Source organism: aff. Roholtiella sp. LEGE 12411, from assembly GCF_015206995.1.
Lineage (GTDB): Bacteria > Cyanobacteriota > Cyanobacteriia > Cyanobacteriales > Nostocaceae > Komarekiella.
The window spans coordinates 1-23,395 of sequence record NZ_JADEXR010000094.1; the positions used below are offsets into that span (position 1 = coordinate 1).

The 23,395-nt window shown below is 45.3% G+C and carries 35 protein-coding genes; 21 read left to right on the forward strand and 14 right to left on the reverse strand.

Annotated features, from left to right (window positions below; all coding sequences use genetic code 11):
* The first annotated feature begins 211 nt into the window (after window positions 1-211).
* The 4 genes from IQ246_RS19235 to IQ246_RS19250 all read left to right on the forward strand — a co-directional run bounded on the left by IQ246_RS19235 (window position 212) and on the right by IQ246_RS19250 (window position 1,681).
* A complete protein-coding gene (locus tag IQ246_RS19235) occupies window positions 212-424 on the forward strand; it encodes a hypothetical protein (RefSeq protein ID WP_194004944.1) in 213 nt (70 codons plus the stop codon).
* Window positions 408-692, forward strand: coding sequence for a hypothetical protein (locus tag IQ246_RS19240; RefSeq protein ID WP_194004945.1), 285 nt, complete (start codon window positions 408-410; stop codon window positions 690-692). Before IQ246_RS19235 ends, IQ246_RS19240 begins: the two co-directional genes overlap by 17 nt.
* 115 nt (window positions 693-807) lie before the next feature.
* Window positions 808-1,209 (forward strand): hypothetical protein, encoded by a 402-nt coding sequence (locus tag IQ246_RS19245; protein ID WP_194004946.1) that lies wholly within the window; start codon window positions 808-810, stop codon window positions 1,207-1,209.
* A gap of 268 nt (window positions 1,210-1,477) precedes the next feature.
* Complete coding sequence (locus IQ246_RS19250; RefSeq protein WP_194004947.1) at window positions 1,478-1,681, forward strand: hypothetical protein; 204 nt, start codon at window positions 1,478-1,480, stop codon at window positions 1,679-1,681.
* Between the two features lie 33 nt (window positions 1,682-1,714).
* Here IQ246_RS19250 and IQ246_RS31310 read toward each other — a convergent pair whose 3' ends face one another.
* From IQ246_RS31310 to IQ246_RS19270, 4 genes are all read right to left on the reverse strand, one after another.
* Complete coding sequence (locus IQ246_RS31310; RefSeq protein ID WP_194004948.1) at window positions 1,715-1,975, reverse strand: hypothetical protein; 261 nt, start codon at window positions 1,973-1,975, stop codon at window positions 1,715-1,717.
* Entirely contained in the window at window positions 1,975-2,958 is a 984-nt protein-coding gene (locus tag IQ246_RS19260) for a hypothetical protein (protein WP_194004949.1), read from the reverse strand. The genes IQ246_RS31310 and IQ246_RS19260 overlap by 1 nt, the downstream gene beginning before the upstream one ends.
* Before the next feature lie 189 nt (window positions 2,959-3,147).
* The gene (locus tag IQ246_RS19265; RefSeq protein WP_194004950.1) at window positions 3,148-3,321 is read right to left on the reverse strand and encodes a hypothetical protein; all 174 of its coding nucleotides are present in this window, start codon (window positions 3,319-3,321) and stop codon (window positions 3,148-3,150) included.
* A 345-nt stretch (window positions 3,322-3,666) separates the two neighbouring features.
* Window positions 3,667-3,807 carry a hypothetical protein gene (locus tag IQ246_RS19270; protein WP_194004971.1) on the reverse strand — a complete coding sequence of 47 codons (141 nt, stop codon included), beginning with the start codon at window positions 3,805-3,807 and terminating at the stop codon, window positions 3,667-3,669.
* Between the two features lie 224 nt (window positions 3,808-4,031).
* Here IQ246_RS19270 and IQ246_RS19275 point away from each other — a divergent pair, with 224 nt between their 5' ends.
* A complete protein-coding gene (locus tag IQ246_RS19275) occupies window positions 4,032-4,418 on the forward strand; it encodes a hypothetical protein (RefSeq protein ID WP_194004951.1) in 387 nt (128 codons plus the stop codon).
* Window positions 4,419-5,288: 870 nt separating this feature from the next.
* Here IQ246_RS19275 and IQ246_RS19280 read toward each other — a convergent pair.
* Window positions 5,289-5,516, reverse strand: a complete 228-nt coding sequence (locus tag IQ246_RS19280; RefSeq protein WP_194004952.1) for a hypothetical protein — start codon at window positions 5,514-5,516, stop codon at window positions 5,289-5,291.
* Window positions 5,517-5,595: 79 nt separating this feature from the next.
* On the opposite strand from IQ246_RS19280, the gene IQ246_RS19285 reads away from it, so the two are divergent.
* The 5 genes from IQ246_RS19285 to IQ246_RS19300 all read left to right on the forward strand — a co-directional run bounded on the left by IQ246_RS19285 (window position 5,596) and on the right by IQ246_RS19300 (window position 7,972).
* Window positions 5,596-5,919 carry a hypothetical protein gene (locus IQ246_RS19285; RefSeq protein ID WP_194004953.1) on the forward strand — a complete coding sequence of 108 codons (324 nt, stop codon included), beginning with the start codon at window positions 5,596-5,598 and terminating at the stop codon, window positions 5,917-5,919.
* A 123-nt stretch (window positions 5,920-6,042) separates the two neighbouring features.
* Window positions 6,043-6,837: a hypothetical protein gene (locus IQ246_RS19290; RefSeq protein ID WP_194004954.1), complete on the forward strand. Its 795-nt coding sequence runs from the start codon at window positions 6,043-6,045 to the stop codon at window positions 6,835-6,837.
* An 82-nt stretch (window positions 6,838-6,919) separates the two neighbouring features.
* Window positions 6,920-7,225, forward strand: coding sequence for a hypothetical protein (locus IQ246_RS30505; protein WP_244142086.1), 306 nt, complete (start codon window positions 6,920-6,922; stop codon window positions 7,223-7,225).
* 24 nt (window positions 7,226-7,249) lie between these two features.
* Entirely contained in the window at window positions 7,250-7,456 is a 207-nt protein-coding gene (locus IQ246_RS30510; protein WP_244142087.1) for a hypothetical protein, read from the forward strand.
* Between the two features lie 93 nt (window positions 7,457-7,549).
* Entirely contained in the window at window positions 7,550-7,972 is a 423-nt protein-coding gene (locus tag IQ246_RS19300; protein WP_244142088.1) for a hypothetical protein, read from the forward strand.
* A gap of 142 nt (window positions 7,973-8,114) precedes the next feature.
* Here IQ246_RS19300 and IQ246_RS19305 read toward each other — a convergent pair whose 3' ends face one another.
* The 5 genes from IQ246_RS19305 to IQ246_RS19325 form a co-directional block, all read right to left on the reverse strand.
* Window positions 8,115-9,296 carry an aldo/keto reductase gene (locus IQ246_RS19305; protein ID WP_194004955.1) on the reverse strand — a complete coding sequence of 394 codons (1,182 nt, stop codon included), beginning with the start codon at window positions 9,294-9,296 and terminating at the stop codon, window positions 8,115-8,117.
* An 87-nt stretch (window positions 9,297-9,383) separates the two neighbouring features.
* Window positions 9,384-10,235 (reverse strand): aldo/keto reductase, encoded by an 852-nt coding sequence (locus tag IQ246_RS19310; RefSeq protein WP_194004956.1) that lies wholly within the window; start codon window positions 10,233-10,235, stop codon window positions 9,384-9,386.
* A 150-nt stretch (window positions 10,236-10,385) separates the two neighbouring features.
* Entirely contained in the window at window positions 10,386-11,393 is a 1,008-nt protein-coding gene (locus IQ246_RS19315) for an aldo/keto reductase (RefSeq protein ID WP_194004957.1), read from the reverse strand.
* 50 nt (window positions 11,394-11,443) lie between these two features.
* Window positions 11,444-11,773 (reverse strand): FMN-binding protein, encoded by a 330-nt coding sequence (locus IQ246_RS19320; RefSeq protein WP_208492217.1) that lies wholly within the window; start codon window positions 11,771-11,773, stop codon window positions 11,444-11,446.
* Between the two features lie 211 nt (window positions 11,774-11,984).
* The gene (locus tag IQ246_RS19325) at window positions 11,985-12,863 is read right to left on the reverse strand and encodes an FAD:protein FMN transferase (protein ID WP_194004959.1); all 879 of its coding nucleotides are present in this window, start codon (window positions 12,861-12,863) and stop codon (window positions 11,985-11,987) included.
* A 427-nt stretch (window positions 12,864-13,290) separates the two neighbouring features.
* Here IQ246_RS19325 and IQ246_RS19330 point away from each other — a divergent pair, with 427 nt between their 5' ends.
* Entirely contained in the window at window positions 13,291-14,232 is a 942-nt protein-coding gene (locus IQ246_RS19330; RefSeq protein ID WP_370588517.1) for an AraC family transcriptional regulator N-terminal domain-containing protein, read from the forward strand.
* Between the two features lie 111 nt (window positions 14,233-14,343).
* On the opposite strand, the gene IQ246_RS19335 is transcribed toward IQ246_RS19330, so the two are convergent.
* From IQ246_RS19335 to IQ246_RS19345, 4 genes are all read right to left on the reverse strand, one after another.
* Entirely contained in the window at window positions 14,344-14,502 is a 159-nt protein-coding gene (locus IQ246_RS19335) for a DNA-binding transcriptional regulator (RefSeq protein WP_194004961.1), read from the reverse strand.
* 149 nt (window positions 14,503-14,651) lie between these two features.
* Window positions 14,652-15,569 carry a hypothetical protein gene (locus IQ246_RS19340; protein ID WP_194004962.1) on the reverse strand — a complete coding sequence of 306 codons (918 nt, stop codon included), beginning with the start codon at window positions 15,567-15,569 and terminating at the stop codon, window positions 14,652-14,654.
* 30 nt (window positions 15,570-15,599) lie between these two features.
* A complete protein-coding gene (locus IQ246_RS30965; RefSeq protein ID WP_255515600.1) occupies window positions 15,600-15,731 on the reverse strand; it encodes a hypothetical protein in 132 nt (43 codons plus the stop codon).
* 66 nt (window positions 15,732-15,797) lie between these two features.
* On the reverse strand, window positions 15,798-16,175 hold the full coding sequence (locus tag IQ246_RS19345) for a helix-turn-helix transcriptional regulator (RefSeq protein ID WP_194004963.1): 378 nt from the start codon (window positions 16,173-16,175) through the stop codon (window positions 15,798-15,800).
* Between the two features lie 238 nt (window positions 16,176-16,413).
* On the opposite strand from IQ246_RS19345, the gene IQ246_RS19350 reads away from it, so the two are divergent.
* The 10 genes from IQ246_RS19350 to IQ246_RS19390 form a co-directional block, all read left to right on the forward strand.
* Entirely contained in the window at window positions 16,414-17,253 is an 840-nt protein-coding gene (locus tag IQ246_RS19350; RefSeq protein WP_194004964.1) for a hypothetical protein, read from the forward strand.
* Between the two features lie 76 nt (window positions 17,254-17,329).
* Window positions 17,330-17,656, forward strand: a complete 327-nt coding sequence (locus tag IQ246_RS19355) for a hypothetical protein (RefSeq protein ID WP_194004965.1) — start codon at window positions 17,330-17,332, stop codon at window positions 17,654-17,656.
* Window positions 17,649-17,846: a hypothetical protein gene (locus IQ246_RS19360; RefSeq protein ID WP_194004966.1), complete on the forward strand. Its 198-nt coding sequence runs from the start codon at window positions 17,649-17,651 to the stop codon at window positions 17,844-17,846. The genes IQ246_RS19355 and IQ246_RS19360 overlap by 8 nt, the downstream gene beginning before the upstream one ends.
* An 87-nt stretch (window positions 17,847-17,933) precedes the next feature.
* Window positions 17,934-18,134 carry a hypothetical protein gene (locus tag IQ246_RS31315; protein WP_339379140.1) on the forward strand — a complete coding sequence of 67 codons (201 nt, stop codon included), beginning with the start codon at window positions 17,934-17,936 and terminating at the stop codon, window positions 18,132-18,134.
* A 5-nt stretch (window positions 18,135-18,139) separates the two neighbouring features.
* Entirely contained in the window at window positions 18,140-18,598 is a 459-nt protein-coding gene (locus tag IQ246_RS19365; RefSeq protein ID WP_194004967.1) for a DUF1392 family protein, read from the forward strand.
* 60 nt (window positions 18,599-18,658) lie between these two features.
* Window positions 18,659-19,453, forward strand: coding sequence for a hypothetical protein (locus IQ246_RS19370; protein ID WP_194004968.1), 795 nt, complete (start codon window positions 18,659-18,661; stop codon window positions 19,451-19,453).
* A 127-nt stretch (window positions 19,454-19,580) separates the two neighbouring features.
* Window positions 19,581-19,952, forward strand: a complete 372-nt coding sequence (locus tag IQ246_RS19375) for a hypothetical protein (protein WP_339379138.1) — start codon at window positions 19,581-19,583, stop codon at window positions 19,950-19,952.
* A gap of 234 nt (window positions 19,953-20,186) precedes the next feature.
* A complete protein-coding gene (locus IQ246_RS19380) occupies window positions 20,187-20,384 on the forward strand; it encodes a hypothetical protein (RefSeq protein WP_190884851.1) in 198 nt (65 codons plus the stop codon).
* Between the two features lie 117 nt (window positions 20,385-20,501).
* Entirely contained in the window at window positions 20,502-22,082 is a 1,581-nt protein-coding gene (locus tag IQ246_RS19385) for a reverse transcriptase domain-containing protein (RefSeq protein WP_194004969.1), read from the forward strand.
* 202 nt (window positions 22,083-22,284) lie between these two features.
* A partial coding sequence (locus IQ246_RS19390) for a DUF3854 domain-containing protein (RefSeq protein ID WP_339379139.1) occupies window positions 22,285-23,395 on the forward strand: 1,111 nt, incomplete at its 3' end.

The following is a 23,395-nucleotide window of genomic DNA, read 5'->3' on the forward strand; positions in this document are numbered from 1 at the left end:
GCTTTTTGGATGGATGACAATTTCTTGAATTTGCTGAATATCATTCAATTTTAACACAAAGTGACACATAATATAGAGCGCCTAACTCATGACTGGAAGTCACGAGTGTGCGGCTTGAAGAAATCAAGAGATAGCTCAACAAACCGATACACTTGAAGATCAGAGGAAGCAATTCAAAGATGATTACGAGTATGGCAATATACCAGGTGAAGTGATTATTTACCCAGACTGCATTTTAATTGAAGCCGCGGGTTGGCAGGAGGGCTTTAAAGAAAAGCTTCCTAATGATGGCAAATACGAAGGCAAAGGGTGCTGGAAGTATCCTGCTTCCATGAAGGATACTTTCACCCAAGGGGGCTATCCAGCAATTCGTATGAAATCAAAAACTTATTCAGAAGAAAATACTTATGCGAGTACTAATTGACGATAACGGACAAAGCGAGAAAGGTAATAGACTAGAAACTTACTTGGAATATCCAGATGAAAGTTTAGTAGATGAAAGTTTAGCAAAAGATGTAGAAAGACTTATACTTGAACTTAAGTTCAATCCAATTGAAGGTATTTCAGGCTTTCGCTTATTAGAAGAGGAAATATTGCCAGATGGAAGTAGGCATATTTCTCAAGAATTTATACTTTCTCCTGATGTCTCTTACAGTCTATTTCGCCACTGGCAAGAATTAGATAATGCCTAAATTAGTCAAAGGCCGTGGGAGCAATCCCAACTCCCACGGCAACCATAGAATCGGGGGCGAAAACTACTCAAAAGGACTGCGATCGCTTGTTGATAAAAATTAAGGAGTTTTACTATTGCTACCAAATGAATTTAACAATAAAATTCGTGCAGTCTTGCCGCATAAATCTCATTATAAAGCTCTTGGGATCAACGCTTCTAATAAGTTTGTCTACCAAGATTGCAAGTCTCAGATGTTAAGAATTGTTTCTCCTGAGACTGAACCTTGGAATAAAGAGTGGGATATTTTATTAAGCTTTCAGAGAAAAAAGAGTGATCAAGTCGAGTATGATTCAAGACTCGATTTGAAACTCTTTTATCCCGAAGATAATTCCCTAATTAAAGCGAAAATTGTGCGTGATTTAATTAGAGCAGATTACCCGCGTAGTGATATTATTACTTTGCGGTTTGCCGCTTTCCCCTCTGAGCCAGTTAATTATAAGTTTTGGGTAATTTACTCGTTTGTTGAAAGTACTTAATTTAAAGCTCAAGAGAACGAAAGAACTATTTTACCACCCTGTCAATGCGTAAGCTCTAAATACATAAAATAGAGGAATAGAAATGACGATTAACTTAGCAATTAGCAAAGCAATTAGCAAAGCTTTAGACGGATGCTCAAACGATGATTGCATACAAATTACGAACTTCAACTATTAGCCAACTACCTACACTGTACCCGAAGGTGTCAGTGTAGGTAGTTGGCCAGGGAGTGTCAACAGTAGACTAGAGTTGTAGATAGAGTTGTAGATGCAAAAAGTAAAATATTCTAAAAGAGGGATTATGCCTGAATATGTAATTCTGGAAAATGTAGTAGAACATATTTTGAAACATGTTTTAGAAGGCAAGAACAGCGAGGATTCTTATGCTATTTTGCTTGAGCACTATAGTCCTGAAGCGATCAGTGCTGCTTTAGCCTTAATAAAAGGTAGAAAAAAAGCATTGGGACTTTAGCTCGACTTTATCCATTTTTTGGCAACGCGAACATCAAATTAATTTTATTAGCTTGCTCAAACCTTCTTGGATTGTGGCGATCGCAGCTTTCATCATACTGCGCTGATTACTGGTCATAGGAAGTTCTTCGTCGCCCCAGATTACTTTTAAATCGCCATCTGCGATCGCTCGCATTAATTTACTAATATTTGGTTCCTCTCCCCATGTCTGCCCAAAGTCTAAAGCAATTTGTTCTAGCTGTTGCTTTTGCTCAGACGATAGGGAAAGAGTTACGCTCTCCCCCTTTCTGGTCATTATTTTACGTTTTCCTCAATAAGGCTGGGAATACCTTGCGAGTACAATAGCTCTCGCGTTCTAGGACTTAAAGAAAAGGTGGCTGAAGAAGATTTGGCAGAGTCTCCGTAGTATTCAATTAGTTCTTTTTTTAGTTCGTCTGCATTTTCTATCGGCACTTCCCATCTCTTCTTTAAATCATTCCATTTGCGTCCGGAAATTCGCTTTACTGCGGCAAGCAGCACTCCGAACATATACCCTAAATCTCTATCAAATTCGACCGTAAAAAATAGCAATTCGCCATTAACATTGCCTGCAATAGCAATTTTACAATCGGGTTTTTCTATCAATTCGGGAAGCTCACGCTTCGGGGCGCTGCTAATAACATCCACTGCATTAATTGGCTTTGGAGCAGAAAAATTGCGCGGTACTGTATCAGGAATAATATCAGCCCAAATAGCAAAGTCTACCGATAGAAGAGGCCTGCACCAATACCGTTTACCGTCTCTAGCAAGAAATGAACGATACTCTGCATAATCGTCCATGATTGGATCGTTGTTTTGCGATTCAAAATCTTTCGGCTTTTCTTCCCCGCAAACTTCAACACGTTGTTTTTTTCCATTGGGGAGATAGGCATCTCCTTCAAAATGCCCTTCATCGCCTCTGAACTCATGGGCATTTTCATCATCGATATCGCTTACCCACTCGATATTCAATAGTTGCGTTTTCTCAATTGTAATCAAACTATTTAGATTTTCTGATTCTTCTATAATTTCCCCATCTTCTACTTTTATGAAATTTATCCTTCTTTTTCTCCCACCGAAATTAGCATCGCAGATTTCGTAGATGCCATCTTCAGAAATTTTATAAATCTTGGCGACTTTGCTGCTGCTGTACTTATCTTGTATAGCAGCATTTAAAAATTTTTTTTCACCATTTACTATTTTTGCTACGTAGCCAGGCTTGCCCGCTGCCCGCATATCATCAACTTTGATTTCCACCATGATAAAATATCCTTTGAAAACGTTTGATTGAGGCTTTGGGGTCGCATCCCTTTGCCTCATATTTATATTTTATTATTTAGTTTTGTCCGTAGTCAACAGAAAAGTGTCCGTACAAATAGGTTGCTCCAACTCTTAACAAATAGGCGGCGAAGCGGAGTATCTGCCGCTGCCTGCAACAATCTGAGTGGCTCAACGAGTGGATTTGTGGCAGTGGCAGATACCGCCTATTTGAGCGAAGCGGTTAAGAGTTGCTTGAGTTACTGTTGGATGGAACAACGTCACTGAAATTACTACCAAATCGGACATACTACAATGAGCGTAGAGAAGTAAGGTAGTAATCAGCTTGTCATCAAACTTATTCATCAAGAGAATTGAGGAAGAATACCAGTTTTTTTGAGGGTAGCTATATTAATTTAGTGATTCTAGTCGGGAACATTCCAGTCTCGCTCCAGATTTTTCAATGACCAAAATGATTTTTATCAATAGTTATGAAGCTAACCCCAGATGCGTGGTGCGATTTATGAATTCTCTGTAAATAAACCAGTTTTTTTCGGAACAAGACACCTCGCAAGCTGTATATCCCTACATACCGAACCACCTATACAGTAATCGGGGCATTGAATCTATGAAGCCCCATGTAAATTTATCCCTCTGCTAAAGCTGCTCTCTTGTCAAAACTTGAGAGCAGTTTTGTATTGTCAGTGTCAGTCAGCAAAGCGCGAGCGCTTTCTTCCCCTCCCTGATTGGCTCAATCTGCAAATCCTTCAGCCTTGTGTAAAGAGCAGAACGGGCAATGCTGTAGCGAGAGGGGAGTTGAGATAAAGGAACGCGATCAACTTCCATAGCCATGTGTCCTAGACTGTCCAGGACAAATATTTTCCTTATTAATACCATGCCTCTAGACAAAATGCCGCCTAATAGCAAATCTTGCAAAAACAAATGCTGGCAGTACCAAATCGATGTCAGATGCGATCGCAAGTCATGATCAGATGGTCAATTGCCCTGCCTTTATTGGTACAAAAAGCTGATTTTTGGGCAAAATAGTAGAAGTACTTTTGACAACATATATCTATATGACAGCGCATAGCGAAACCCAAAAAGCTGTGAAGGCAACAATTTATTTGGGGAATATTCCACTTGATGTTTATCAAATGCCGAATGGAAGCTACAAACTGTACGTGGAATCGGTAACAGATGCGATCAAAAGACCCAGCAATGACTTGTTGCGTTTTTTGGAAGGAAAATCACTACAAGCACTGCCCTATAAGAATAGGCAATTACTGCAAGAACCAATGATTGGTGTAGAGGGATATGGAGGATTTGTCAAACCTATCCCCATAGAACTCGCAACGGTCTATTGGCTTTATCGTGCTGTCAAAGGTAATGAGATAGCACAAGCTCTGATTCAAGCATCTCTAATGGAATCTATTGAAAGACGAGCAGATACAGCATTTTTATAAGAACGGACGGAAGAAGAATACAACCAAAAGTTCGGTGAGAGGTTAGAAGAAATTCTAGAGTACAACCGAGAGGAAGTTCAAGACAGAAGACTACCTGGAGATTCAATCTATTTACCTCGTAGAATTAACTAAATAATAAATTATAGGTATAATTTATTGCTGGTTACATTTTTAAAAGCTAAAAATGCTGGGATAGTTGCTATACAACGATAAAAACTTCCTACAAAAAATTGTTGTATCAGTAATTTTTGTAAAATTTTTGTAAAATACCGATCAGCAATAATTTTCTGTAATCATATTCTCCAACGAATCCAGAAACTTCTGCACTGATTCCTCCAATCCACAGCCCTTTGGGCATGAAAACATCGGAGCGGGGCGTTATTGCGAATTGGAGATGACTGCTAAACAAATTAAGTTCAGCAATCCTATCAAGGAAGAAAAATTATTCAAACAGAAAAATTGGTTTTTATTGAGAATTAAAGCCCGATCTAACAAAATCGCACTGCTCCCTTATTCTAGTAGCATTCAAGCTTTCAAATTAGTGGTTATATACCAATAAGATAGTTAGGGATTAAATTTTGGAAAATTTAAGATCAGTCACTCGCTACAGAACAAAGCCATATTCAATCTTTGAGGAATTAAATATCATGTTATTAAAATGTAAATTAAATTCATATAATCATGTTTATACTTCCTAAATCTTATTCCCAAAGATAGATATTGTTAGCTTTATTTATGATGATTAGTATTGATTTATTCTGATGATTTGGTGTTGCTTAAGCTGTTCATTGCCTAGTTTTGCAGATTAATATCCAATTTAAATGCGTATCACGCTAATACAAACATGAATGTATCTAAACTGACTAAACTTTAGATACTGATAAGATGTTGAAAGCAACTCACGCCCCCTCCAAATTTCCCCCATCCTGTAGCCCTACAGCAGCACGCCTCACATTCGCTTTTCCCCGCTATCTGTAGCGCTACCAGCTGCTTCGCTTCAGCAACTGACCCGTGACGCAGTTCGTGGATAGCTTGGTGTAAACCTGTGTGGGCATTAGTCGCATCAGTTATCGCTGTCTGTAAGGTTTGAGGACTCATAAACATTTCCGAGCTTTTGATGAAACTTTAAACTCATAGTAGTCACCAAGATGTTTCTAGTCAACTAGGAGATTACAATGTGAGTAAGAATGATAAGAGCAAACTGATGATTTCTCTCGATTCTGTTGACAGACTGAAGTGGAGTCCTGACCTGGGTAGACGCTTACAATCTTTACGTGGTGACGTTCCCATGCGAACCCTTGCCGACAAAGTTAACAATAATGGTGTAACTTGCACTTACCAATACATTCATAAGTTAGAAGTAGGTAAAGCTGAAGCAGTTTCCACTGATTTAATTGTAGCTATCTGCAATGCCCTTGATGCCGATTTTAAGCATCTATTTCCGGCTGTATACATTGACCCGTCTGAACTTCTAGCTATTTTACAAAAAAATGTCGCCTAATAGTTGACGTGTCTACTGGGAGTTGATAAGATAGAAAAAACAAAAGGCGTCGCGCAAGTTTCCTAGGCCGACACGACACCCTTTGTGAAAACCTAACCCCTTGTAGAGGCAGGAATATCAATTATGACGCATCCAACGTATACACAGCAAGCGCTTTCCCGTTACAGTCTCTCCAAACTTAAGAGAATCGCCGCTGAATTAGGCGTTACACCCACTCTTGACAAGAGAATTGCTGACACCTGGGTAAACGCAATCCTCAACCACCAATCCACCCAACTTCACAAAGTTGACGAACAAGCGATCGCTCCAGAGGAATTAACCCCAGTCGAGATATCTTTCTACGATCACGAATACTACAACGGTGACAAACTTGTAGCAGCCATCACCTACGAAGATGACCTAACCCAACCTTGGGTAGTCATGGTGAACGGTGCGGAAATCCATCGTGCCAACACTTGGGCGAAATGTCATAACTTCATTACATGGCATCATAAAGACGGCTCATTACCAGTGCAACAAGAAGCACTTGTCCAGGGAGCTCTTAGCATGGGAGAGAATATTTCCCCTCTGCACCCCGCACCCTGCCCCTTGTCCTCTTCTACTACTGGTAATAAAATCATCGCACAAGTTGCCGTCGAATGTGAAAAGTTTGAGTTGGAAATATTGGACGACGGCATTTACCGCGATAACGAGAAACTAGGCGAGGTGGGATGCACTAACGGTAATTGGTGGTTTATCCGTGCTGGGGAACAGGAGCGAGTAAAGAGCGATTCTGCATTGGATGCAGTTTGGTGGTTATCGATGGTAGATGTGTCATTTGCTACTAATACGGAATCATTTTTAGACAAACCACTGGAGCAGATGACTGGTAATGAACTCCAACAGCTGCTGGAGAAAGGGGAATTAGTTGCAGCGTAAAGAGGCAGGGGTGCAGAGGGGAAAGAATCTGTACAAATCTCTCCTCTGCTTCATTGTCCCTTCATTCACCAAAATCACAAATATGCAAACAATATCAATTCCTTCCGGTTGGGACTATCCTCAGTTTACCTTTGGGCAACGTACAAAACAGGGCATCATCGTTGGCATGGTTTATTACCAAATAGGTACTTACTTGGCTGAAGAATTTGGCGAAGGTTGGTATTACACCGTTTCTCCCAACAAACACAGTGAAGAGTTACACCATTATCTAGAAAACGAGCTTACCCTACTATCTTCAGAAGAATTACAAGCGCGTATTCAAGCTGAGATTGACTGTTATAGACAGCAAATCAAAACCCTCACTCAGCAATTATTAATCGTCAAATAATTTGGAATTTAGGAGTAATAAATCATGTCTCTTCCAAATCTGTATACATTAGTTGATGCGGCAAAATTCATTCTTAGTGAAATAGCCAAACATCCTGATTTCCTCACACTTGAGTATTACCCAGATTTAACTGTTGGCGATGCTCAAACTGCACTTTCTTATTTGAAGCAAGAGCTAGAGGATAATCAACAGCCTTCGATTGTGCCAAAAATTTCTACTAACAACAAGTAATCGTCTGAATTATGTTCACCCAGACGGTTAAAGCACGCGATTTTCTAGCTAACACATTACAACAGCTATCACTTCAATACAAACAAACTAATCATGGAAACCATCAAAATCAACAACAGCGTTTTCTTAATCCCTCCATCGCAACCCAAACTACAAGCTAATTGTGCGAAGGAGTACGGTCAATTTCTTCTCGATTGTCCCCCCAAACTCACAATCCTAGAAGCACAAGCAGGGGGGTATTTAAAAGGTAATAAGGCTGACTTTGCAATCGCAATTTCTAGACCAGATCGAGTATTTACGATCAACGAGAACTTCACCAACGAACCCTTCACTGAACTTTGGGTGATTCCTGTAGCTGGGGAACTCAAAGATCAATTTAAGGGCCCAGCTTCCATGCTGCTTTGCTTTTTGATGCACCGTCGCAGCAAAGATTCATTCGCTGGACTCTACAACCATTTTGCCCATCGTGCATTTCAAAGGCTGCGAGCCGATGCGCGTGATGGCGATTGTTGGTGAATTTTGCATCATCGTTGTCGGGGAAGTGGTGGTTCTCCCACTGGTCTGGGCGGATGCCACAGAAAGCGTCGAAGCTAGCAGAGAAAGAGACAGAGCGGTTGTGATGAATGGTTTCATGTTCAGCAAAGTAGCTTTGGAACGTTCAGGGCTTCGGGGGCGCTTCTACGCCCGAAAAGACCAGCACTGCGTCTGGTAGACGTGCCCCACGAATCTGGATCGCCGAAACAGACCGGTTCAGTTCGGCGAGTTCGGCAGGCGTGAATCGAACGGCTGCCGCGCCGATGTTCTCGATCATGTGGGGCATCTGTGTCGTGCCGGGAATGGGCACGATCCACGGCTTCTGTGCCAAGAGCCACGCCAGCGCGATTTGGGCAGGAGTGGCTTGTTTCCGCACGGCCCAGGTTTTGACTAGATCTACGAGCGCCAGGTTGTGCGGCAGATTTTCGGGCGAGAACCGGGACTCAACACCGCGAATGTCACCGGGAGCGAACCGCGTCTGGGCGTCAATGGCACCGGTCAGGAAACCCACACCAAGCGGACTCCACGGAACAAAGCCGATGCCCAGTTTCTGGCACAGAGGGATTACCTCTTCTTCCGGCCCACGCCACAGCATCGAATATTCGTTCTGAACGGCGCTCACGGGCAACTCGGCATGAGCACGGCGCAACGTGTTCAGCCCCATCTCGGACAGACCCCAGTGCAGAACCTTGCCTTGCGCCATCAACTCCTTGATTGCGCCGGCGACATCTTCAATCGGAATCTGTGGGTCAACTCGGTGCTGGTAGAGAAGATCGATGCGATCGGTGCGGAGGCGCTTGAGCATACCCTCGACTACCCGCTTGATGTGTTCCGGGCGGCTGTTGAGTCCCGGACGGCGCTCGCCGGTTTCCTGATCGATGTTCCAGCCGAACTTGGTTGCGATCGCGACCTGATCTCGGAACGGAGCCACGCCTTCGCCCAAGATTCGTTCCACCTCATGCGGCCCGTAAGCCTCCGCCGCGTCATAAAAGGTGACGCCCCGGTCAAAGGCTGTCCGAATGATATTGAACATCTCAGACCGGGTGGGGATGGTTTGTTGATAGGCGCGGCTCATGTTTTGGACGCCAAGGCCGACGGCAGAGACTTCCAGGGTGCCGAGCCTACGCTGGGCGCCCAGCGTGGATTGCGGCGGTGTGTTGGCGCCCGGCGTCTTCTGGTCCAGCGCCCGCGCGATGTTGCGAGGCAGCAATGAAGTTGCGGCCAACGCAATGCCGGCACCAAGCACTTGACGGCGACCGGGCAGAGCGGGGTCGTGTTTTCCATTTCGACCTTTTCGTTTTTGCATGATTTTTCCTTTAAGGGCAGTTAGCAGCTCTGCTATCGTTCGTTGTTAAACGCTATCTGAGCCAAATTAAACGGGAGCGTAGTGATCTTAGGTATTACGTTTTGCAGTACCCAGCATTTTCACGATTTCCGGATCGCGATGGTCGAAAAAGCTGCTAACCTTCGTGTCTAGCGAGATAATCGCATCCATATCTTCAGGGCTTAACTCAAAATCGAAAATGTTGAAGTTCTCAATAATCCTTTCCTTGCGAACGGATTTTGGAATCACAACGACTCCTCGTTGGGTCAGCCAGCGCAGAATTACTTGAGCAACGGTTTTCCTGTATTTCCCAGCGATCGAAAGCAGCAGTTCATTCTCGAAGATATTATTCTTGCCTTCAGCAAACGGCCCCCAGGATTCAATCTGAACATTGTTTTCCTGTAAAAACTTCTGGGTTTCAATTTGCTGATTGAAAGGATGGGTCTCAATTTGATTGACCGCAGGAATTACTTCGTTATGAACCATCAGATCCATTAAGCGATCGGGTTGGAAGTTGCTAACACCGATGGCTCTAATCTTGCCTTCTCGATACAGTTCTTCCATTGCTCGCCACGAGCCATAGATATCGCCGTAGGGTTGATGAATCAGATAGAGATCCAGATAATCCAATTGTAATCTTTTGAGCGATCGCTCAAACGCCTTGTTGGTACTTTCGTAGCCAGTATCCTGAATCCAAAGTTTAGTGGTGACAAAAATCTCGTCCCTGGCGACACCACTTTTTTCAATGGCTTTGCCCACGGCTTCTTCGTTTTGATAAGCGGCGGCGGTATCAATCAACCGATAGCCCGCATGGATTGCTTTATATACGCTTGTTTCACACTCTTCGAGGTCAGCGACCTGGAATACACCGAATCCTAAAATGGGCATCTCAACGCCATTATTCAGTACAACCTTTTGCATTATTTCTCTCTAATTTTTGCTGTTTTCTTAAATGAGCCATCATTAAACCTGCGATAGTTCGTGCTTGATCTCTGTCATCCGCTTGCAACCAGTCATCATGAGTCTGGTCTAAGAGGCGGTTATGCCAGACCCAAAAACTGCAATCGATCCTTAGCGACCCGTCATTTGCTCCAGCTTTTCGGGGTATCTCGCCCCTTGCACTGCGATCTTGGCGGCGGCATCATCGATTTCGCCAAGATCGGCAGGCGTGAGTTCGACGGAGACTGCCCCGATGTTTTCCTCTAAACGATGCAGCTTTGTGGTGCCTGGGATGGGTATGATCCACGGCTTCTGAGCCAACAGCCAGGCGATCGCAATCTGAGCAGGTGTCGCCTCTTTTCGTTCTGCAATGCTGCTGAGTAGATTAATTAGGGCCTGATTCGCCTTGAGAGCCTCGGTTGTGAAGCGAGGCAGGGTGCTGCGGAAGTCGGAACTGTCGAAGGTCGTGCTTTCGTCCATCTTGCCAGTGAGAAAGCCCTTACCCAACGGGCTGTAAGGGACAAAGCCAATGCCGAGTTCCGATAACGTCGGTATTACTTCCTTCTCAGGAGTCCTCGTCCACAGGGAGTATTCGCTCTGGAGAGCAGTGACCGGCTGCACCGCATGGGCGCGACGAATCGTTTGCACTCCTGCTTCCGAGAGTCCAAAGTGCTTCACCTTCCCTGACTGAATCAGTTCCTTCACCGCTCCTGCCACGTCTTCAATCGGTACATTCGGGTCAACCCGGTGCTGATAGAGCAGGTCGATTGTCTCGATCTTGAGGCGCTTGAGCGATCCCTCCACGGCCTGCTTGATCTGCTCCGGTCGGCTATTCAACCCGGGCGCACCCGTCATTCCGCGCGGATCGGAATTAGGATTAATATCAAACCCGAATTTGGTGGCAATGACCACTTGCCCACGGAAAGGAGCAAGGGCTTCCCCCACAAGCTCTTCGTTGGTGAACGGGCCGTAGACCTCGGCGGTGTCAAAGAATGTCACGCCGCGATCAATGGCGGCCCCCAGAAGGGCGGTCATTTCCTGTATGTCTTTGGGTGGGCCATAAGAAAAGCTCATTCCCATACAGCCCAGACCGATCGCCGAGACTTCTAAGTTGCTTTTTCCAAGTTTACGTTTTTGCATAATTTCTCCTTTGAGGTGTCATCAGTTGAAATACATCCGGGTTGTCCGCCCTATCCTGCTGGTGACTGTGAAGTGTCATTTCGAGCCTGCTCTTTGATGCGTTGGATCGCAGCGTTGAATCCGTCAGGCGTACTGCTGGAACCTGCGAGGCGATCCACTTTTACCTCGTCGATGCGCTTCCCGACAACGACCACCGGGATCGCGGCAGCAAAGCGGCGCTGCAAGTCGAGGGATGTCGGGTTCGTCGCATGAGGAGTAACTCTGACGCTGGTGATAACGTCGTCGACCAAGGTGACAGTCACCGTGATAGACGAGGGGAGGCCCCCGTATTGACCAGTCGCTGTAAAAACGCCATCTTCGTAGGCGGAGTCTTCACTCATTGCCCATCTCGAACGGCTGACACCGGCACCAGAGGCAGAGGTCGAGCGCTCGACTGCCATATCCGTCGTCGAGCATGAGGCTATGACAAGGGACACGGAGATCCCTGCTAACGTCGTGACTATAATCCGCTTGCTCAGGGTAGTCATACCTTCTCCTTGTTAGTTGGTTGGCTGTGTCGTACAGTCAAGCATTCTGCTGCGGGTTGCGCTTTCACGAGAATATCTCGCCGTCGAAGTTTTGCGATATCTCAGCGCGGCCATCAGCAAACATCCGCACATACGAGAACCGGAAGACCTCTGCCAGATGCTCCGCCCTTGTGAAGAAGAGCGCCGTCGCCAGTCCATCGGCGATCGCAGCCTCATCGGCGACAACCCACGTTGCGACCACATCACGCACCGGGACGCCCGTCCGGGCATCTAGTACGTGGTGCAGGTTGTCGCCCCAGGTGCGTCTGCTGACCGCAGATGCACACAGCGCGCGGTCTTTCAGGTTGGTCACGCCAATCACCATCTGGGGGGCGAACGGGTGTTCAAGCCCGACTTGGATGCTGGACTCACCCGAATGACGAATGTCTCCACTACCGTCGATCACGAACTGGGTGAATCCGACCTCGCCAAGAATCTCAGAGATAATGTCCACGAGGTAGCCCTTCCCCGCCGCTCCGACATCGATCACGAGTGGACGCCGCGTGATGAGCGATGTGCCGTCCCGGATGATGTCCTTCGACCAGGTAGCTTTCCCTCGATTGTGCGCCTCGGCTCGCACAAGGTCGAACGCGGGCGTGAGCGAGTACGTCTGGTCGTAGCCAAGGAGTTCGAGGTCGCGGCCAACAAGCGGGTCTACGGCACCTGCGGTAGCCGTGTAGAGCCGTTCATAGAGATCGAATAGGGCAACCGAGTCGTCGGGGAAGTCGAAGCAACCACCGTCAGAGGCGGCGGCAACTTGAGACACGAGGGAGTCCGGGCAAAACCGCGAGTACGTGGTGTCGAACGCTTCGATCCGTTTGAGAATCTGCTGCTGCAACTGCCGTCCCAACGGCTCGGGGGTCTCAATCTCCCATTGGGTTCCGATGGCGTCGAACGTAAACATGGTGGTATCTTGCTTCAGCGATCAATCTGGGCGGGCTTGAACGTGACACTGGCGCCGAGCGTCCGTGCTGGATCATACGCCTCGAACAGGAGGTTAATGCAGACAGTGCTAGTAAAATACTCAGTCGATCCTTTGGCGGAAAGCTGTGAGCTACTTATTTTGATATCCATTTCCATTTTCTTAATTCCTTTACTTGATGCCATTTCGGTGGCTAGCAGGCAAGTTTCTTGCCTAATCAAAACTAAGTTTTCTCTTAAATAAAAATCTAGAATGTTTATAAGACGCCGAAATCATTTTTCCTTGCTTTAGCTTCATTCTAAGAATACTCAAGGGCAAGCAATAGAATGATCGTCTAAGATTGTTGTACAATCCTGCAAACTTAGAAATGAACGCTGCCGAAACAAGTGAAAAGTCCGATATGGATTTGATGAACGACCCACACGCAAAGCGGGAAGCAGACAGAGCGCAAGCCAACAGAGACGAACTGAAAGAACGGATTGCACAGGCTATTCGTCAGGATAGGACAATTGAGCCGCACAAAGGATTGCACTTCAACCGCTCCTCCTCGCCTTCGGAATGCGTTCATAGTGTCTCTATCCCTGCCTTTTGTGTGATTGCTCAGGGCAGCAAAGAAGTTTTTCTGGGCAGCGATCGCTATCAGTACGACCCAATGCATTATCTGCTTGCTACGGCCGAGCTACCGATTGTCAGCCAAATTCTGGAAGCGTCTAAGAAGCAACCGTACCTTAGCCTTCGCCTCGATCTTGACCCCACCCTCGTTAGCTCAGTGATGGTCGAGGCAGGGTATCCCTCATCGCGCAGCCATTCTAATGTGAAAGCGATTGACGTAAGTCCGTTGAATACAAATCTATTGGACGCTGTGGTGCGGCTCGTCAGGCTTTTAGATTCCCCGGCTGAAGCTCATGTTCTCGCACCACTGATTAAGCGGGAAATTATTTACCGACTCCTGATGGGAGAGCAAGGTAATCGGCTCCGTCATATTGCAGTTCTGGGTGGCTACACCTACCATATCGCTCTTGCTGTCGCGCGACTTCGTAAAGACTTTAACGAGCCGATCAAGATTGAAAGCATCGCACGAGAGATGGGAATGAGTATCTCAGGCTTTCACCATCACTTCAAGTCTTTCACTGCAATGAGTCCCTTGCAGTTTCAGAAGCAACTGCGGCTCCAGGAGGCTCGCCGTCTGATGCTGGGGGAAAGCCTTGACGCTAGCAGTGCTGCTTACCGAGTGGGGTACGACAATGCCTCACACTTCAATCGAGAGTACAAGCGGCTCTTTGGTGCACCACCGATACGGGATGTGGAGCGCCTGCGAGAAGCTGCTAAGGAGACTGCTAATTCAATATGATCTCCTTAAGATATCCTAATCTTGCCAGAAATCGTTAAAACATTGTGGAGACAGATATGTGTAGCGCACCGTATACTGAATGTTTTTGTGTTCTAGACAATACTGAATAGGTTATATATCGTGTCCATTTTCCCACCGATTTGCAGTGGGATAAGTCACGCCTAATGTTGCGGCGAATTGCTCTTGTGTTAAAGCAGTACAAATACGGAGTTCTCGGATGAGCTTCCCAACTTCTGGTTGGTTGATTATCAAAGGTTTTTTGATGGTCATTTAGCTCAATTCCTACTACTTTATGTGATGAATGATATATATTTAATTACATCGTAGTAGTGGTAAACCTATATTGTAAGTTCGAGAATATACCGAATATTTTAATTAAGTTCGTACTGCTTACGTAATTATGCAATTGCCAAAATTGTTCAGGGTATTCTCCCATACTCCAACTCTAGAAGCGTCAATAATTTCTCTTCCATAGCAGTAAGATAAGCCCGATTTAGCTTCCCCAATGACTGCAACAGACTTTTGACTGTCACCTCCAGCGAATCGGAATACACCCGTGTCATGCGATCACACACCAACCGCATCTGCTGACACTCCGCAGGCAAGTAATCGTAAGACTTCAGATGTTGCAACCCAACCGTGTGTTCGCCATCCCACATCCTCACCGTGCAACTGAACTCATTTACTTGGCTGACAATCCCCCAGCAGCCACCCTTTCCCCTGAGTTCTGGATTATCTTTGGCTAAGATTTGGCATACCTCGCCTAATTGATAGGTGTTAGGTACTTGAGTACGTTCCATTATTCGCTGCACCGCATCTTTGACAATGCGATGAGATGGTACTTTCCCGTTGGCAGACTCTACAGCTTGCTCCCATGCTTCGGGCTGAATGTCCGGGTCTAGCTTGGACAGTGGCCTGATTTGCCACTCATTCGTCGGCAAAATGTGATCGTTCCGATCACATTTTTGCTCTAAGTTATCAAATATTACTGCTGCATCCATTAGAAGATAAGACTGGCGACGATTATGGCCAAAGCGATCGCGGCAATACTCCTCAAAGGTTTTGTGAGTAGAGCGATAAAGCCGTCTGTCCCTCAATTCCGTCAGCGCTTTCCCCGCTTCAAAAAACGCCCGTTCCACTTTCCTTTCCAAGTGCAGGCGATCGCTTTGCTCCTCTTGGGTCAACTCTGTTACTTCAACAGCAGTAACCGTAATTGTTGCTGTAGCAGGATTCTCTTCAAGGGAGATATCCTCAAGGTCAAGGTCATCTGGTAATGTGCTGTCATCAGATGCGGCAGGGGTGGCTTTTTTCCGTCTTCTAGAAGGTGGCTTATTCATACTTCCACCTCTTGAACAGCACTTGAAGAGTCAACTTTCAGGGTCTTGTCTCCAGATGGCTCTACTCGTAGCAGCTTCCAAGCATACTTTTTCTCCATATTGCGGCACTCCTCTTTCCTCTGTTGCAGCGTGCCGTGACTCTGGTTTCTCTTCTTTATTCATGCTTTGCTCCATTCCTTGGGGGCAAAGACAAGACAGCTAGGTTAACTTTTCTAAAAGCAAAAGCACTCATGATGCCTCCTTGTCAGGTAATAACCAAAACACCTGAGCGTTAGCGTTGTCTGACTTCCCAGGATTATGGGAGTGCCTGTTCTTGGGTTTTTCTATCGCTACTGATTGAATATCGGCATATCCTGGATCACCATCGCCATCATAAGTGTAGTCAAACAAATCTCCGGGTGTAATGATCCGCTCATCGCCCTTTGCGTGATAAGCCTTAGTTAAGGCGTTGCACAAATTATTCAAAACTCTGCCGCTAATCTGCTCAATCTCATCAGCGTTTTTCAGCTTTGAAATGGACGTTGGGTGGATACCTGAAAGAAGAGCAAGTTCTTTGTTGCTAATTTTCTTCTCTGCCATTAATATTCTGAGCCGCCAACGAATCATCTTTTGAGAGTCTTTTTTTCTTTTCCTTACTCTCATAGTTTCCTCCACTAATGCTTTTATAGCTAGATCGCTTTTTACTTAAAGCGATTCACTTTAATATAGCAAGGATTATGTTTAAAGAATCAAGCTTGACATTAATATAGCAAGCTCGCTATATTAATAGGTAACAAAAGGCGATCACCCCTCTCTCGCAAATTGGAAGCGATCGCCCTTTGACCCTTTAACAGGAACTACTATTATGACCTATCAAACTTACTCACAGCAAGCGCTCTCCCGCTACACCCTCCCTCGCCTCAAAAGAATCGCCGCTGAATTAGGCGTTACACCCACTCTTGACAAGAGAACGGCTGACACCTGGATAAACGCAATCATCGCCCATCAATCCGCCCAACTCCACAAAGTTGACGAACAAGCCACAGCCCAAGCCCAAGTGATCGCTCCAGAAGAATTAAGAACAGTCGAAATATCCTTCTACGATCACGAATTTTTTGCTCTTTGCAAGCTGATAGCCAGCATTACCCACGACGATGACCTAACCCAGCCTTGGGTGGTGATGGTGGAGGGTAAAGAGAAGTTTCGCGCCAATACATGGGCTAGATGTCAACGCTTCATCCAATGGCATCACCAAGATGAAATGCTTAACGAACCTACCCAAGCACAAACAGAAACACCTTGTACCTCCGAAAACCGAATCATGGCCCATATTTTCAACGAGTGCCAGAAATACGACTTGGAACTGCTCGATGATGGCATTTACGAAAATGAAGTGAAGTTAGGCCAAGTCGGATGCACTGAGGGTAACTGGTGGGTGAAGAAGGGTTCATCAGGTCAGCAACAGTATTCTAACTCGGTGTTTGACGCAATGCGAACCCTGTCGATGGCGGATACATCGTTGACTGCTGAAACATCTTACGAATACTTGCAAGACCGACCACTAGAGCAACTGAATACTGAGGAATTACAGCAGTTGCTAGATGCAGAAGTGGCTGAGTGTGAGCAATTGTTAGACCGTCCAGTTGACGAACTGACCCCCCAAGACTGGCAACAGTTACGGGAATATGAGCCAGTAGCAGCGTAATTCACACAAGGGCGATCGCACTTCTACAACCACACAGCGATCACCCAACCTATCCTCACTAATCACCATTACATCTATGCAACCCACAATCACAATCCCCAAAGATTGGAACTATCTTTGCTTTACCTTTGGCGATCGCACACAACAGGGCATCATAATCGGCTTTGAATACTATGCCGAAGACAGCTTCTTGGCTGAAAGATACGGTAGCGGCTGGCGTTATTCTGTCATTCCTCACAAGAACTCTGACGAATTGTTGCACTATCACGAGTCACAGATTAAGCCATTATCACCAGAAGAATTATCTTCTCAAATCATCGCTGAAATCGACTGTCATCAACAGCAAATAGATGTCCGGAAACAACAGTTATTGATGGTAAGAAGAGGTAGCATCAATGGCTGAAACTGTTGACAGTTATGTGGAACGTACAGCAGCTAGACTACTACGCTTTTTACGTTGCTGTGGTGGTTCTTCTCCTTTGCACAATATTCAGTTCTCACCAACAATCATTCAGTACTTATTGGACAAGAAATTATTGCAGATACAAAACACTGGACACGGTTTTTTGTTGCAGATTAATGAACATCTTTGAGTTGAACAAAGACGCTCACTTATTCAGAAATTACGCTCTTTAGGATACTCAGCACGTCCGATTCTTGATAATTACAACTGTTGTGAAATCGCTAGAGTCCTACAACTTAATTCAAGTACTGTCTGGAATTGGATAAAAAAGGGCTGGATTCGTACAAGTCGGAGTTCTGGAAGATATCACCAAATTAGAAGTAAAGACTTGAAGCAATTTCTTCAGAACCCACCACAACGAGTTAAAAAACGCATTGCTGCCATTGATCAAGATGCTATCGAATATTTGGTGGGGTAAACATCATGACCGAGCAAATCATTACCCTTGAAATATGTTGGTATATATCTCCACCTTGGGGTCGGGAAATCCCTATACTCTCGGTTAATCTTTTTGAACGAGTCTACCTCAAGAACTCTAGAACATTTGGCTACTGCTGCGGTATTCAGTGGCACAAAGATAAATGGATGTATGCAATTGCTACAGATAACGAAATCATTTCTGCTTGGGGATGCGATTTCATTGGCACAGGTCGGTTACAAACTCACACTATTCCAAAACCTGTATTTGTGCTGGGTGAAAGAGTAATGCTTCGTGCTGATAGTAATTCACCCAAGCAACGCATAGTTTTAGGGATTGAGCAACTCGATGATTGTTGGTTTTATCTCGTCGAATGCATATCCCCACAAGTGAACAACCCAATCACCAGAGCCAGTTACTTTACTTATGTCACTCAAGACGATTTGGTACAGGTGCTTGCATAAGTATGTTTTGTTTTTAGCTTCATTCCCTACTTTTTGTTTTGAAATAACGCATGTAATCCCATGTCACAAATTGAAATTACCGAAATCATCGAGCAGATAAAGCAAGAGATTGAAGTTGATGCCAATGGTAAGGCTAAAGCAAGTCTACGGGCGACTGCAAGACTGGCTGGAGTGAGTGCTACAGCAATCCTTAAAACCTTAGAGAGTGTTAACCAAGAACCCTCTAAACTGGCTCAAATGCTTTTGGAGTCTGGCTTTGAGCCTGTCAACCTGACTCAATGGAGAACTCATGGCATCCCAGATATCGCCATAGCAATCATACTTGACTACTATGCTCATGAAGCTGGTCGCTATTGTACTAAGCAAGCAAGACTAGTTTATAAAGCATTTGGGGCGATTGGTGTCAGGGCTTGGATGCAACAGGTCAAAGGTTGGGTAAAAACGCCGCAATCACAACCACAATCACAACTTGAAATTATCCTTCAAAATGCACAAAATTTGGTTGCGATCGCTCAACAGCTTTTTGAACAAGACTCTCGTCAGCGTCAATTAGAACAAGCTCTTGTTACACAACAAAATCTCAATCAACAACTACAGCAGCGTCTAACAATAGTTGAAGTTGAGCAAGACAGGTTCAACACCCCATCTGGTCATAAATATAGCATTCTTGGCTTCGCTAAACTCCAAGGTTTGGAAATATCCAACAAAGAGGCTAGTGCTAAAGGTCGAAAGGCCAGTGCTTTGTGTCGTCAGCAAGGCGTAGAAGTAGAACGCATTCATGACCCACGTTTTGGAAAAGTTGGTTTGTATCCAGAAAGTATTCTGATTGAGGTTTTCTCTACTGAGCAAAGTTAACAACCACTCAATTAGGATGTGGTACTAATTTACTAGTTTCGGTTTTCAGATACACACAAAACGTTTTAGGCGCGGCATTCCCGTAATGCCGCACTCTTTTTCATGCGTTCAAATACCGGAGGGAATTATGCCAGCATTTGCACCAGACAAAGACGATGATTTTCAAGATAAGCATTTACAAGAATGGTTAGATAGTGGCGTTAATAGAGCAATTTACGATCTCAATGTCACCTCAATGAGAGGAACCATACCCTATCAGTTCCTGCTCTACAGCCCCAAAATCTCCCGCCGTAACGATGGACGGCTACGAGATCACGATTTGAGAAAGTATTCTCACATCGAACATGGTGGCTGGTGGTGTAATGGTGTTGACCCCCTTAACGATTACAAGTTGATGACGTGGGGCTGTTTTAAACCAGATCATCCCCGCCGCGATCGCCAGAAAATCCACAAATTTATCAAATACGAACATCCATACAGGGAAGGTGCGATTCGTTGATTAGTGAATCACGGTAATCAGTCCGTAAATAACTAATCCAGTCTGACAGCAGATTACTGTCATTAAAAGGCTGAACTCTCGGTTAGATGTAGGTGAAAGCCCTACCATTCAGACTCAGAATTGACTCCTTACCTGCCCACACCGAACAAGCTCGTTTCTTGTAGAGTGAAGCTGGGAACAGGGCGCAATCAGACAGCCGTTGCGAGTTGACACTGGCGCTAACAGGGAGTTCCCATGATGAAACAGAGCCTAGAAAAGCAACTCAGTATGAAGCAGGGCGCAACAGCCATAACCCCTGACCTCACTGGAGACAATTCCCGCCGAATCCTTCTTCTCAATATCGGTAAGAGTCTAGGGAATCCAGTAGTTGAATTGGCTACATCTAACGGAACAATCAATCCAACCGAGGGAACGAATAAAAACGATTTGTGAGTCTTGGGGCTTTCGTTCCCCAGGTAGGTAAGACGGGATACGGAACTCTCACAAGTCGGGTAGGACGTAACGTAATTGTTGCGAGGTGTTCAGAATACACAAACTCTAGAAGAGAAAATGATTAGACACAGTAGACATACTAGTGAATCTTGGAGAGCTTTACCGTGGAAGAAATTCCGCCGAAATCTTTTCCGCCTTCAAAAGCGCGTGTATAAAGCTGTTCAAGTTGGAGACAAGCGGAAAGCTAGGTTACTCCAAAAGCTTATTCTTAAATCCACCTCGGCTCGATTTCTTGCAATTAGACAAGTATCTCAGCTAAATGCTGGTAAGAAGACGGCTGGTATTGATGGTAAGAAATCCCTTTCATTTGAAGAACGCTTCAACCTTGAAGAACTACTGAAAATGAACAGTGGAAACTGGAGGCATCAAGGACTACGGGAAATCCCCATCCCTAAGAAGGACGGGACTACCAGAATGCTAAAAATACCAACCATCGCGGATAGAGCTTGGCAATGCCTCGCAAAATATGTACTAGAACCAGCGCACGAAGCCACTTTCCACGCTAGGAGTTATGGGTTCAGAATAGGGCGCTCTGCCCACGATGCACAACAGTACATCTTCGTAAATCTCCGCTCCAACAGCAAAGGAATAGAAAAACGAGTAATCGAACTCGATATCGAAAAGTGCTTCGATAGGATTAACCACTCAGCAATTATGGACGAACTCATTGCCCCTTTTGGCTTAAAACTCGGTATCTTCCGATGCCTCAAGGCAGGAGTTAACCCAGAATTCCCCGAACAAGGAACGCCCCAAGGGGGAGTAGTTAGCCCACTATTAGCCAACATTGCACTTAACGGGATTGAGAGTATACACAGATACCACTACGACTATAAAAAAGGTAGCAAGGTACACGACAAAACACCAAATAAGTCAATCGTCGAGCCATCAGCCCGATACGCTGATGACATGGTTATCATACTCCGACCCGAAGATGATGCAACAGAGATACTTGAAAGAATCAGCGAGTTCCTCCGCAAACGCGGAATGAATGTAAGCCAAAAGAAAACCAAAGTTACCGCCGCGACAGATGGGTTTGATTTCCTCGGCTGGCACTTCAAAGTCCAGAAAAACGGAAAGTTTAGATGTATTCCCTCAGTGGACAACTTCAAGGCATTCCGCAAGAAAGTAAAACACATTGTCAACAACTCGAATTATGGTGCTACCACAAAGGCTGAGAAATTAGCCCCAGTAGTTAGAGGTTGGAGAAACTACCATAAGTTCTGCAAGATGGACGGGTCTAAAAACTCGTTATACTACATCCAAAAAAGAGCTTATACGGTGTTTAACAAGGAAACCAATCAAGACCGCTACTCTAGCAAGAAATTACTAGACAAAGCATTCCCAAAGGTTCCTTACTCCGAAAACAAACACGTTTCTGTCAAAGGAACTAAATCACCTTACGACGGTGATACAGCCTACTGGAGCGAACGTAAAAGTAAGCTCTACGATGGTGAAACCTCTAAAACCCTTAAGAAGCAAAGCCATAGATGTGCTTCCTGCGGTCTGAAATTCATTGATGAAGAAAAGGTACATTTGCACCACATCGACGGAAATCACGCCAACTGGAAAAAGAATAATCTAGAAGCAATTCATGAGAGTTGCCACGATTACAAACACATGAGCAAAAGCGCAAGCTGAGAACATCGGGAGCCGTGTACACAGAAATGGGTACGCACGGATCTAACTGAGAGGTGCGGGGAATAATATCCCCCATCGACTCAACCAAACACGCGCTTTCTTTCTCCAAACCCCTGACGAGATTTGGGTAAAAGTCTCAACGACTAGTGGTATCCCCATTACTAAAGAAGATTGGGAACATCCTTGGGGATTTTGGTACTGGGTGTGGCGGCGTAATGTCCCCCTCTCAATAGTCGAAGGTGTCAAAAAAGCAGCCTCTATGTTAAGTGCTGGCTACGCAACGATCGCTGTTCCGGGAGTAAATGCTGGCTACCGTACACCCAAGGATGAGTACGGTACACTGAATGGTAAGCCTTACTTAATCCCTGATATCAAACACTTTGCCACCAAAGGCAGACAGATTAACATCTGCTTTGACCACGATACTAACCCAGAAACAGTCAAACGAGTTAGAACCGCGATTAGTCGCATGGGACGGTTATTGATTGCCGAGGGTTGCGAAGTGCGAGTTATAGATTTGCCAGGCCCAGAGAAGGGAGTGGATGACTTCATTGTGGCTCACGGACAAGACGCTTTTCACGCCCTCTACAACACTGCCGTTGCTTTGGAATTGTGGGAGATTAAGCTGTTTACCTTGTTGACTTACCCGCCAGCGATCGCACTTAACCAGCGCTTCTTGAATCACTTGCTTGTTCCATCAGGTGAAAAACTGATTATCCTCAAGGCTCCCAAAGGTACTGGTAAAACCCAATGGCTGTCTACTGAGGTGGCGAAGGCACATGACCAGGGGCAGAGGGTATTAATTATCACCCATCGCATTCAACTGGGTGAGGCGTTGTGTAATCGGTTTGGTGTTAACTATGTTACCGAAGTCCGCACGAATGAAACAGGCACATTGTTGGGATACGGCGTATGTGTTGATTCACTGCATCAGGATTCTCAGGCTCGATTCAATCCTAATGACTGGGCGAATGATGTCATTATTATTGATGAATGTGACCAAGTTTTCTGGCATCTACTTAACTCTGGTACGGAAGTGCAAAAACGTCGGGTATCTGTCCTGAAAAACCTTAAACAACTGGTACAGAATGTTTTGGGTAGTAGTCAGGGAAAGATTTACTTGTCTAGCGCCGATGTGTCAGATACGGATGTGAAGTATGTTTTATCACTCGCTGGTGAATATCGTGTTAATCCCTTCGTCATCGTCAACAATTATCGGGATAGTGCCGGAAACTGTTACAACTACTCTGGTAGTAATCCGAAGAATTTGATTGCGGCACTCGACAAGGCCATTGCCAAAGGGGGGCATCATT

What these genes read in the sequence shown, in the direction of transcription:
- IQ246_RS19240 (WP_194004945.1), top strand. Translation starts at nt 408, where the DNA reads ATGCGAGTACTAATTGACGATAACGGACAAAGCGAGAAAGGTAATAGA.
- IQ246_RS19250 (WP_194004947.1), top strand. Translation starts at nt 1,478, where the DNA reads ATGCAAAAAGTAAAATATTCTAAAAGAGGGATTATGCCTGAATATGTA.
- IQ246_RS31310 (WP_194004948.1), bottom strand. Translation starts at nt 1,975, where the DNA reads ATGACCAGAAAGGGGGAGAGCGTAACTCTTTCCCTATCGTCTGAGCAA.
- IQ246_RS19260 (WP_194004949.1), bottom strand. Translation starts at nt 2,958, where the DNA reads ATGGTGGAAATCAAAGTTGATGATATGCGGGCAGCGGGCAAGCCTGGC.
- IQ246_RS19265 (WP_194004950.1), bottom strand. Translation starts at nt 3,321, where the DNA reads ATGAATAAGTTTGATGACAAGCTGATTACTACCTTACTTCTCTACGCT.
- IQ246_RS19270 (WP_194004971.1), bottom strand. Translation starts at nt 3,807, where the DNA reads ATGGCTATGGAAGTTGATCGCGTTCCTTTATCTCAACTCCCCTCTCGC.
- IQ246_RS19275 (WP_194004951.1), top strand. Translation starts at nt 4,032, where the DNA reads ATGACAGCGCATAGCGAAACCCAAAAAGCTGTGAAGGCAACAATTTAT.
- IQ246_RS19280 (WP_194004952.1), bottom strand. Translation starts at nt 5,516, where the DNA reads ATGAGTCCTCAAACCTTACAGACAGCGATAACTGATGCGACTAATGCC.
- IQ246_RS19290 (WP_194004954.1), top strand. Translation starts at nt 6,043, where the DNA reads ATGACGCATCCAACGTATACACAGCAAGCGCTTTCCCGTTACAGTCTC.
- IQ246_RS30505 (WP_244142086.1), top strand. Translation starts at nt 6,920, where the DNA reads ATGCAAACAATATCAATTCCTTCCGGTTGGGACTATCCTCAGTTTACC.
- IQ246_RS30510 (WP_244142087.1), top strand. Translation starts at nt 7,250, where the DNA reads ATGTCTCTTCCAAATCTGTATACATTAGTTGATGCGGCAAAATTCATT.
- IQ246_RS19300 (WP_244142088.1), top strand. Translation starts at nt 7,550, where the DNA reads ATGGAAACCATCAAAATCAACAACAGCGTTTTCTTAATCCCTCCATCG.
- IQ246_RS19305 (WP_194004955.1), bottom strand. Translation starts at nt 9,296, where the DNA reads ATGCAAAAACGAAAAGGTCGAAATGGAAAACACGACCCCGCTCTGCCC.
- IQ246_RS19310 (WP_194004956.1), bottom strand. Translation starts at nt 10,235, where the DNA reads ATGCAAAAGGTTGTACTGAATAATGGCGTTGAGATGCCCATTTTAGGA.
- IQ246_RS19315 (WP_194004957.1), bottom strand. Translation starts at nt 11,393, where the DNA reads ATGCAAAAACGTAAACTTGGAAAAAGCAACTTAGAAGTCTCGGCGATC.
- IQ246_RS19320 (WP_208492217.1), bottom strand. Translation starts at nt 11,773, where the DNA reads ATGAGTGAAGACTCCGCCTACGAAGATGGCGTTTTTACAGCGACTGGT.
- IQ246_RS19325 (WP_194004959.1), bottom strand. Translation starts at nt 12,863, where the DNA reads ATGTTTACGTTCGACGCCATCGGAACCCAATGGGAGATTGAGACCCCC.
- IQ246_RS19330 (WP_370588517.1), top strand. Translation starts at nt 13,291, where the DNA reads ATGAACGACCCACACGCAAAGCGGGAAGCAGACAGAGCGCAAGCCAAC.
- IQ246_RS19335 (WP_194004961.1), bottom strand. Translation starts at nt 14,502, where the DNA reads ATGACCATCAAAAAACCTTTGATAATCAACCAACCAGAAGTTGGGAAG.
- IQ246_RS19340 (WP_194004962.1), bottom strand. Translation starts at nt 15,569, where the DNA reads ATGAATAAGCCACCTTCTAGAAGACGGAAAAAAGCCACCCCTGCCGCA.
- IQ246_RS30965 (WP_255515600.1), bottom strand. Translation starts at nt 15,731, where the DNA reads ATGAATAAAGAAGAGAAACCAGAGTCACGGCACGCTGCAACAGAGGAA.
- IQ246_RS19345 (WP_194004963.1), bottom strand. Translation starts at nt 16,175, where the DNA reads ATGATTCGTTGGCGGCTCAGAATATTAATGGCAGAGAAGAAAATTAGC.
- IQ246_RS19350 (WP_194004964.1), top strand. Translation starts at nt 16,414, where the DNA reads ATGACCTATCAAACTTACTCACAGCAAGCGCTCTCCCGCTACACCCTC.
- IQ246_RS19355 (WP_194004965.1), top strand. Translation starts at nt 17,330, where the DNA reads ATGCAACCCACAATCACAATCCCCAAAGATTGGAACTATCTTTGCTTT.
- IQ246_RS19360 (WP_194004966.1), top strand. Translation starts at nt 17,649, where the DNA reads ATGGCTGAAACTGTTGACAGTTATGTGGAACGTACAGCAGCTAGACTA.
- IQ246_RS19365 (WP_194004967.1), top strand. Translation starts at nt 18,140, where the DNA reads ATGACCGAGCAAATCATTACCCTTGAAATATGTTGGTATATATCTCCA.
- IQ246_RS19370 (WP_194004968.1), top strand. Translation starts at nt 18,659, where the DNA reads ATGTCACAAATTGAAATTACCGAAATCATCGAGCAGATAAAGCAAGAG.
- IQ246_RS19375 (WP_339379138.1), top strand. Translation starts at nt 19,581, where the DNA reads ATGCCAGCATTTGCACCAGACAAAGACGATGATTTTCAAGATAAGCAT.
- IQ246_RS19380 (WP_190884851.1), top strand. Translation starts at nt 20,187, where the DNA reads ATGATGAAACAGAGCCTAGAAAAGCAACTCAGTATGAAGCAGGGCGCA.
- IQ246_RS19385 (WP_194004969.1), top strand. Translation starts at nt 20,502, where the DNA reads ATGATTAGACACAGTAGACATACTAGTGAATCTTGGAGAGCTTTACCG.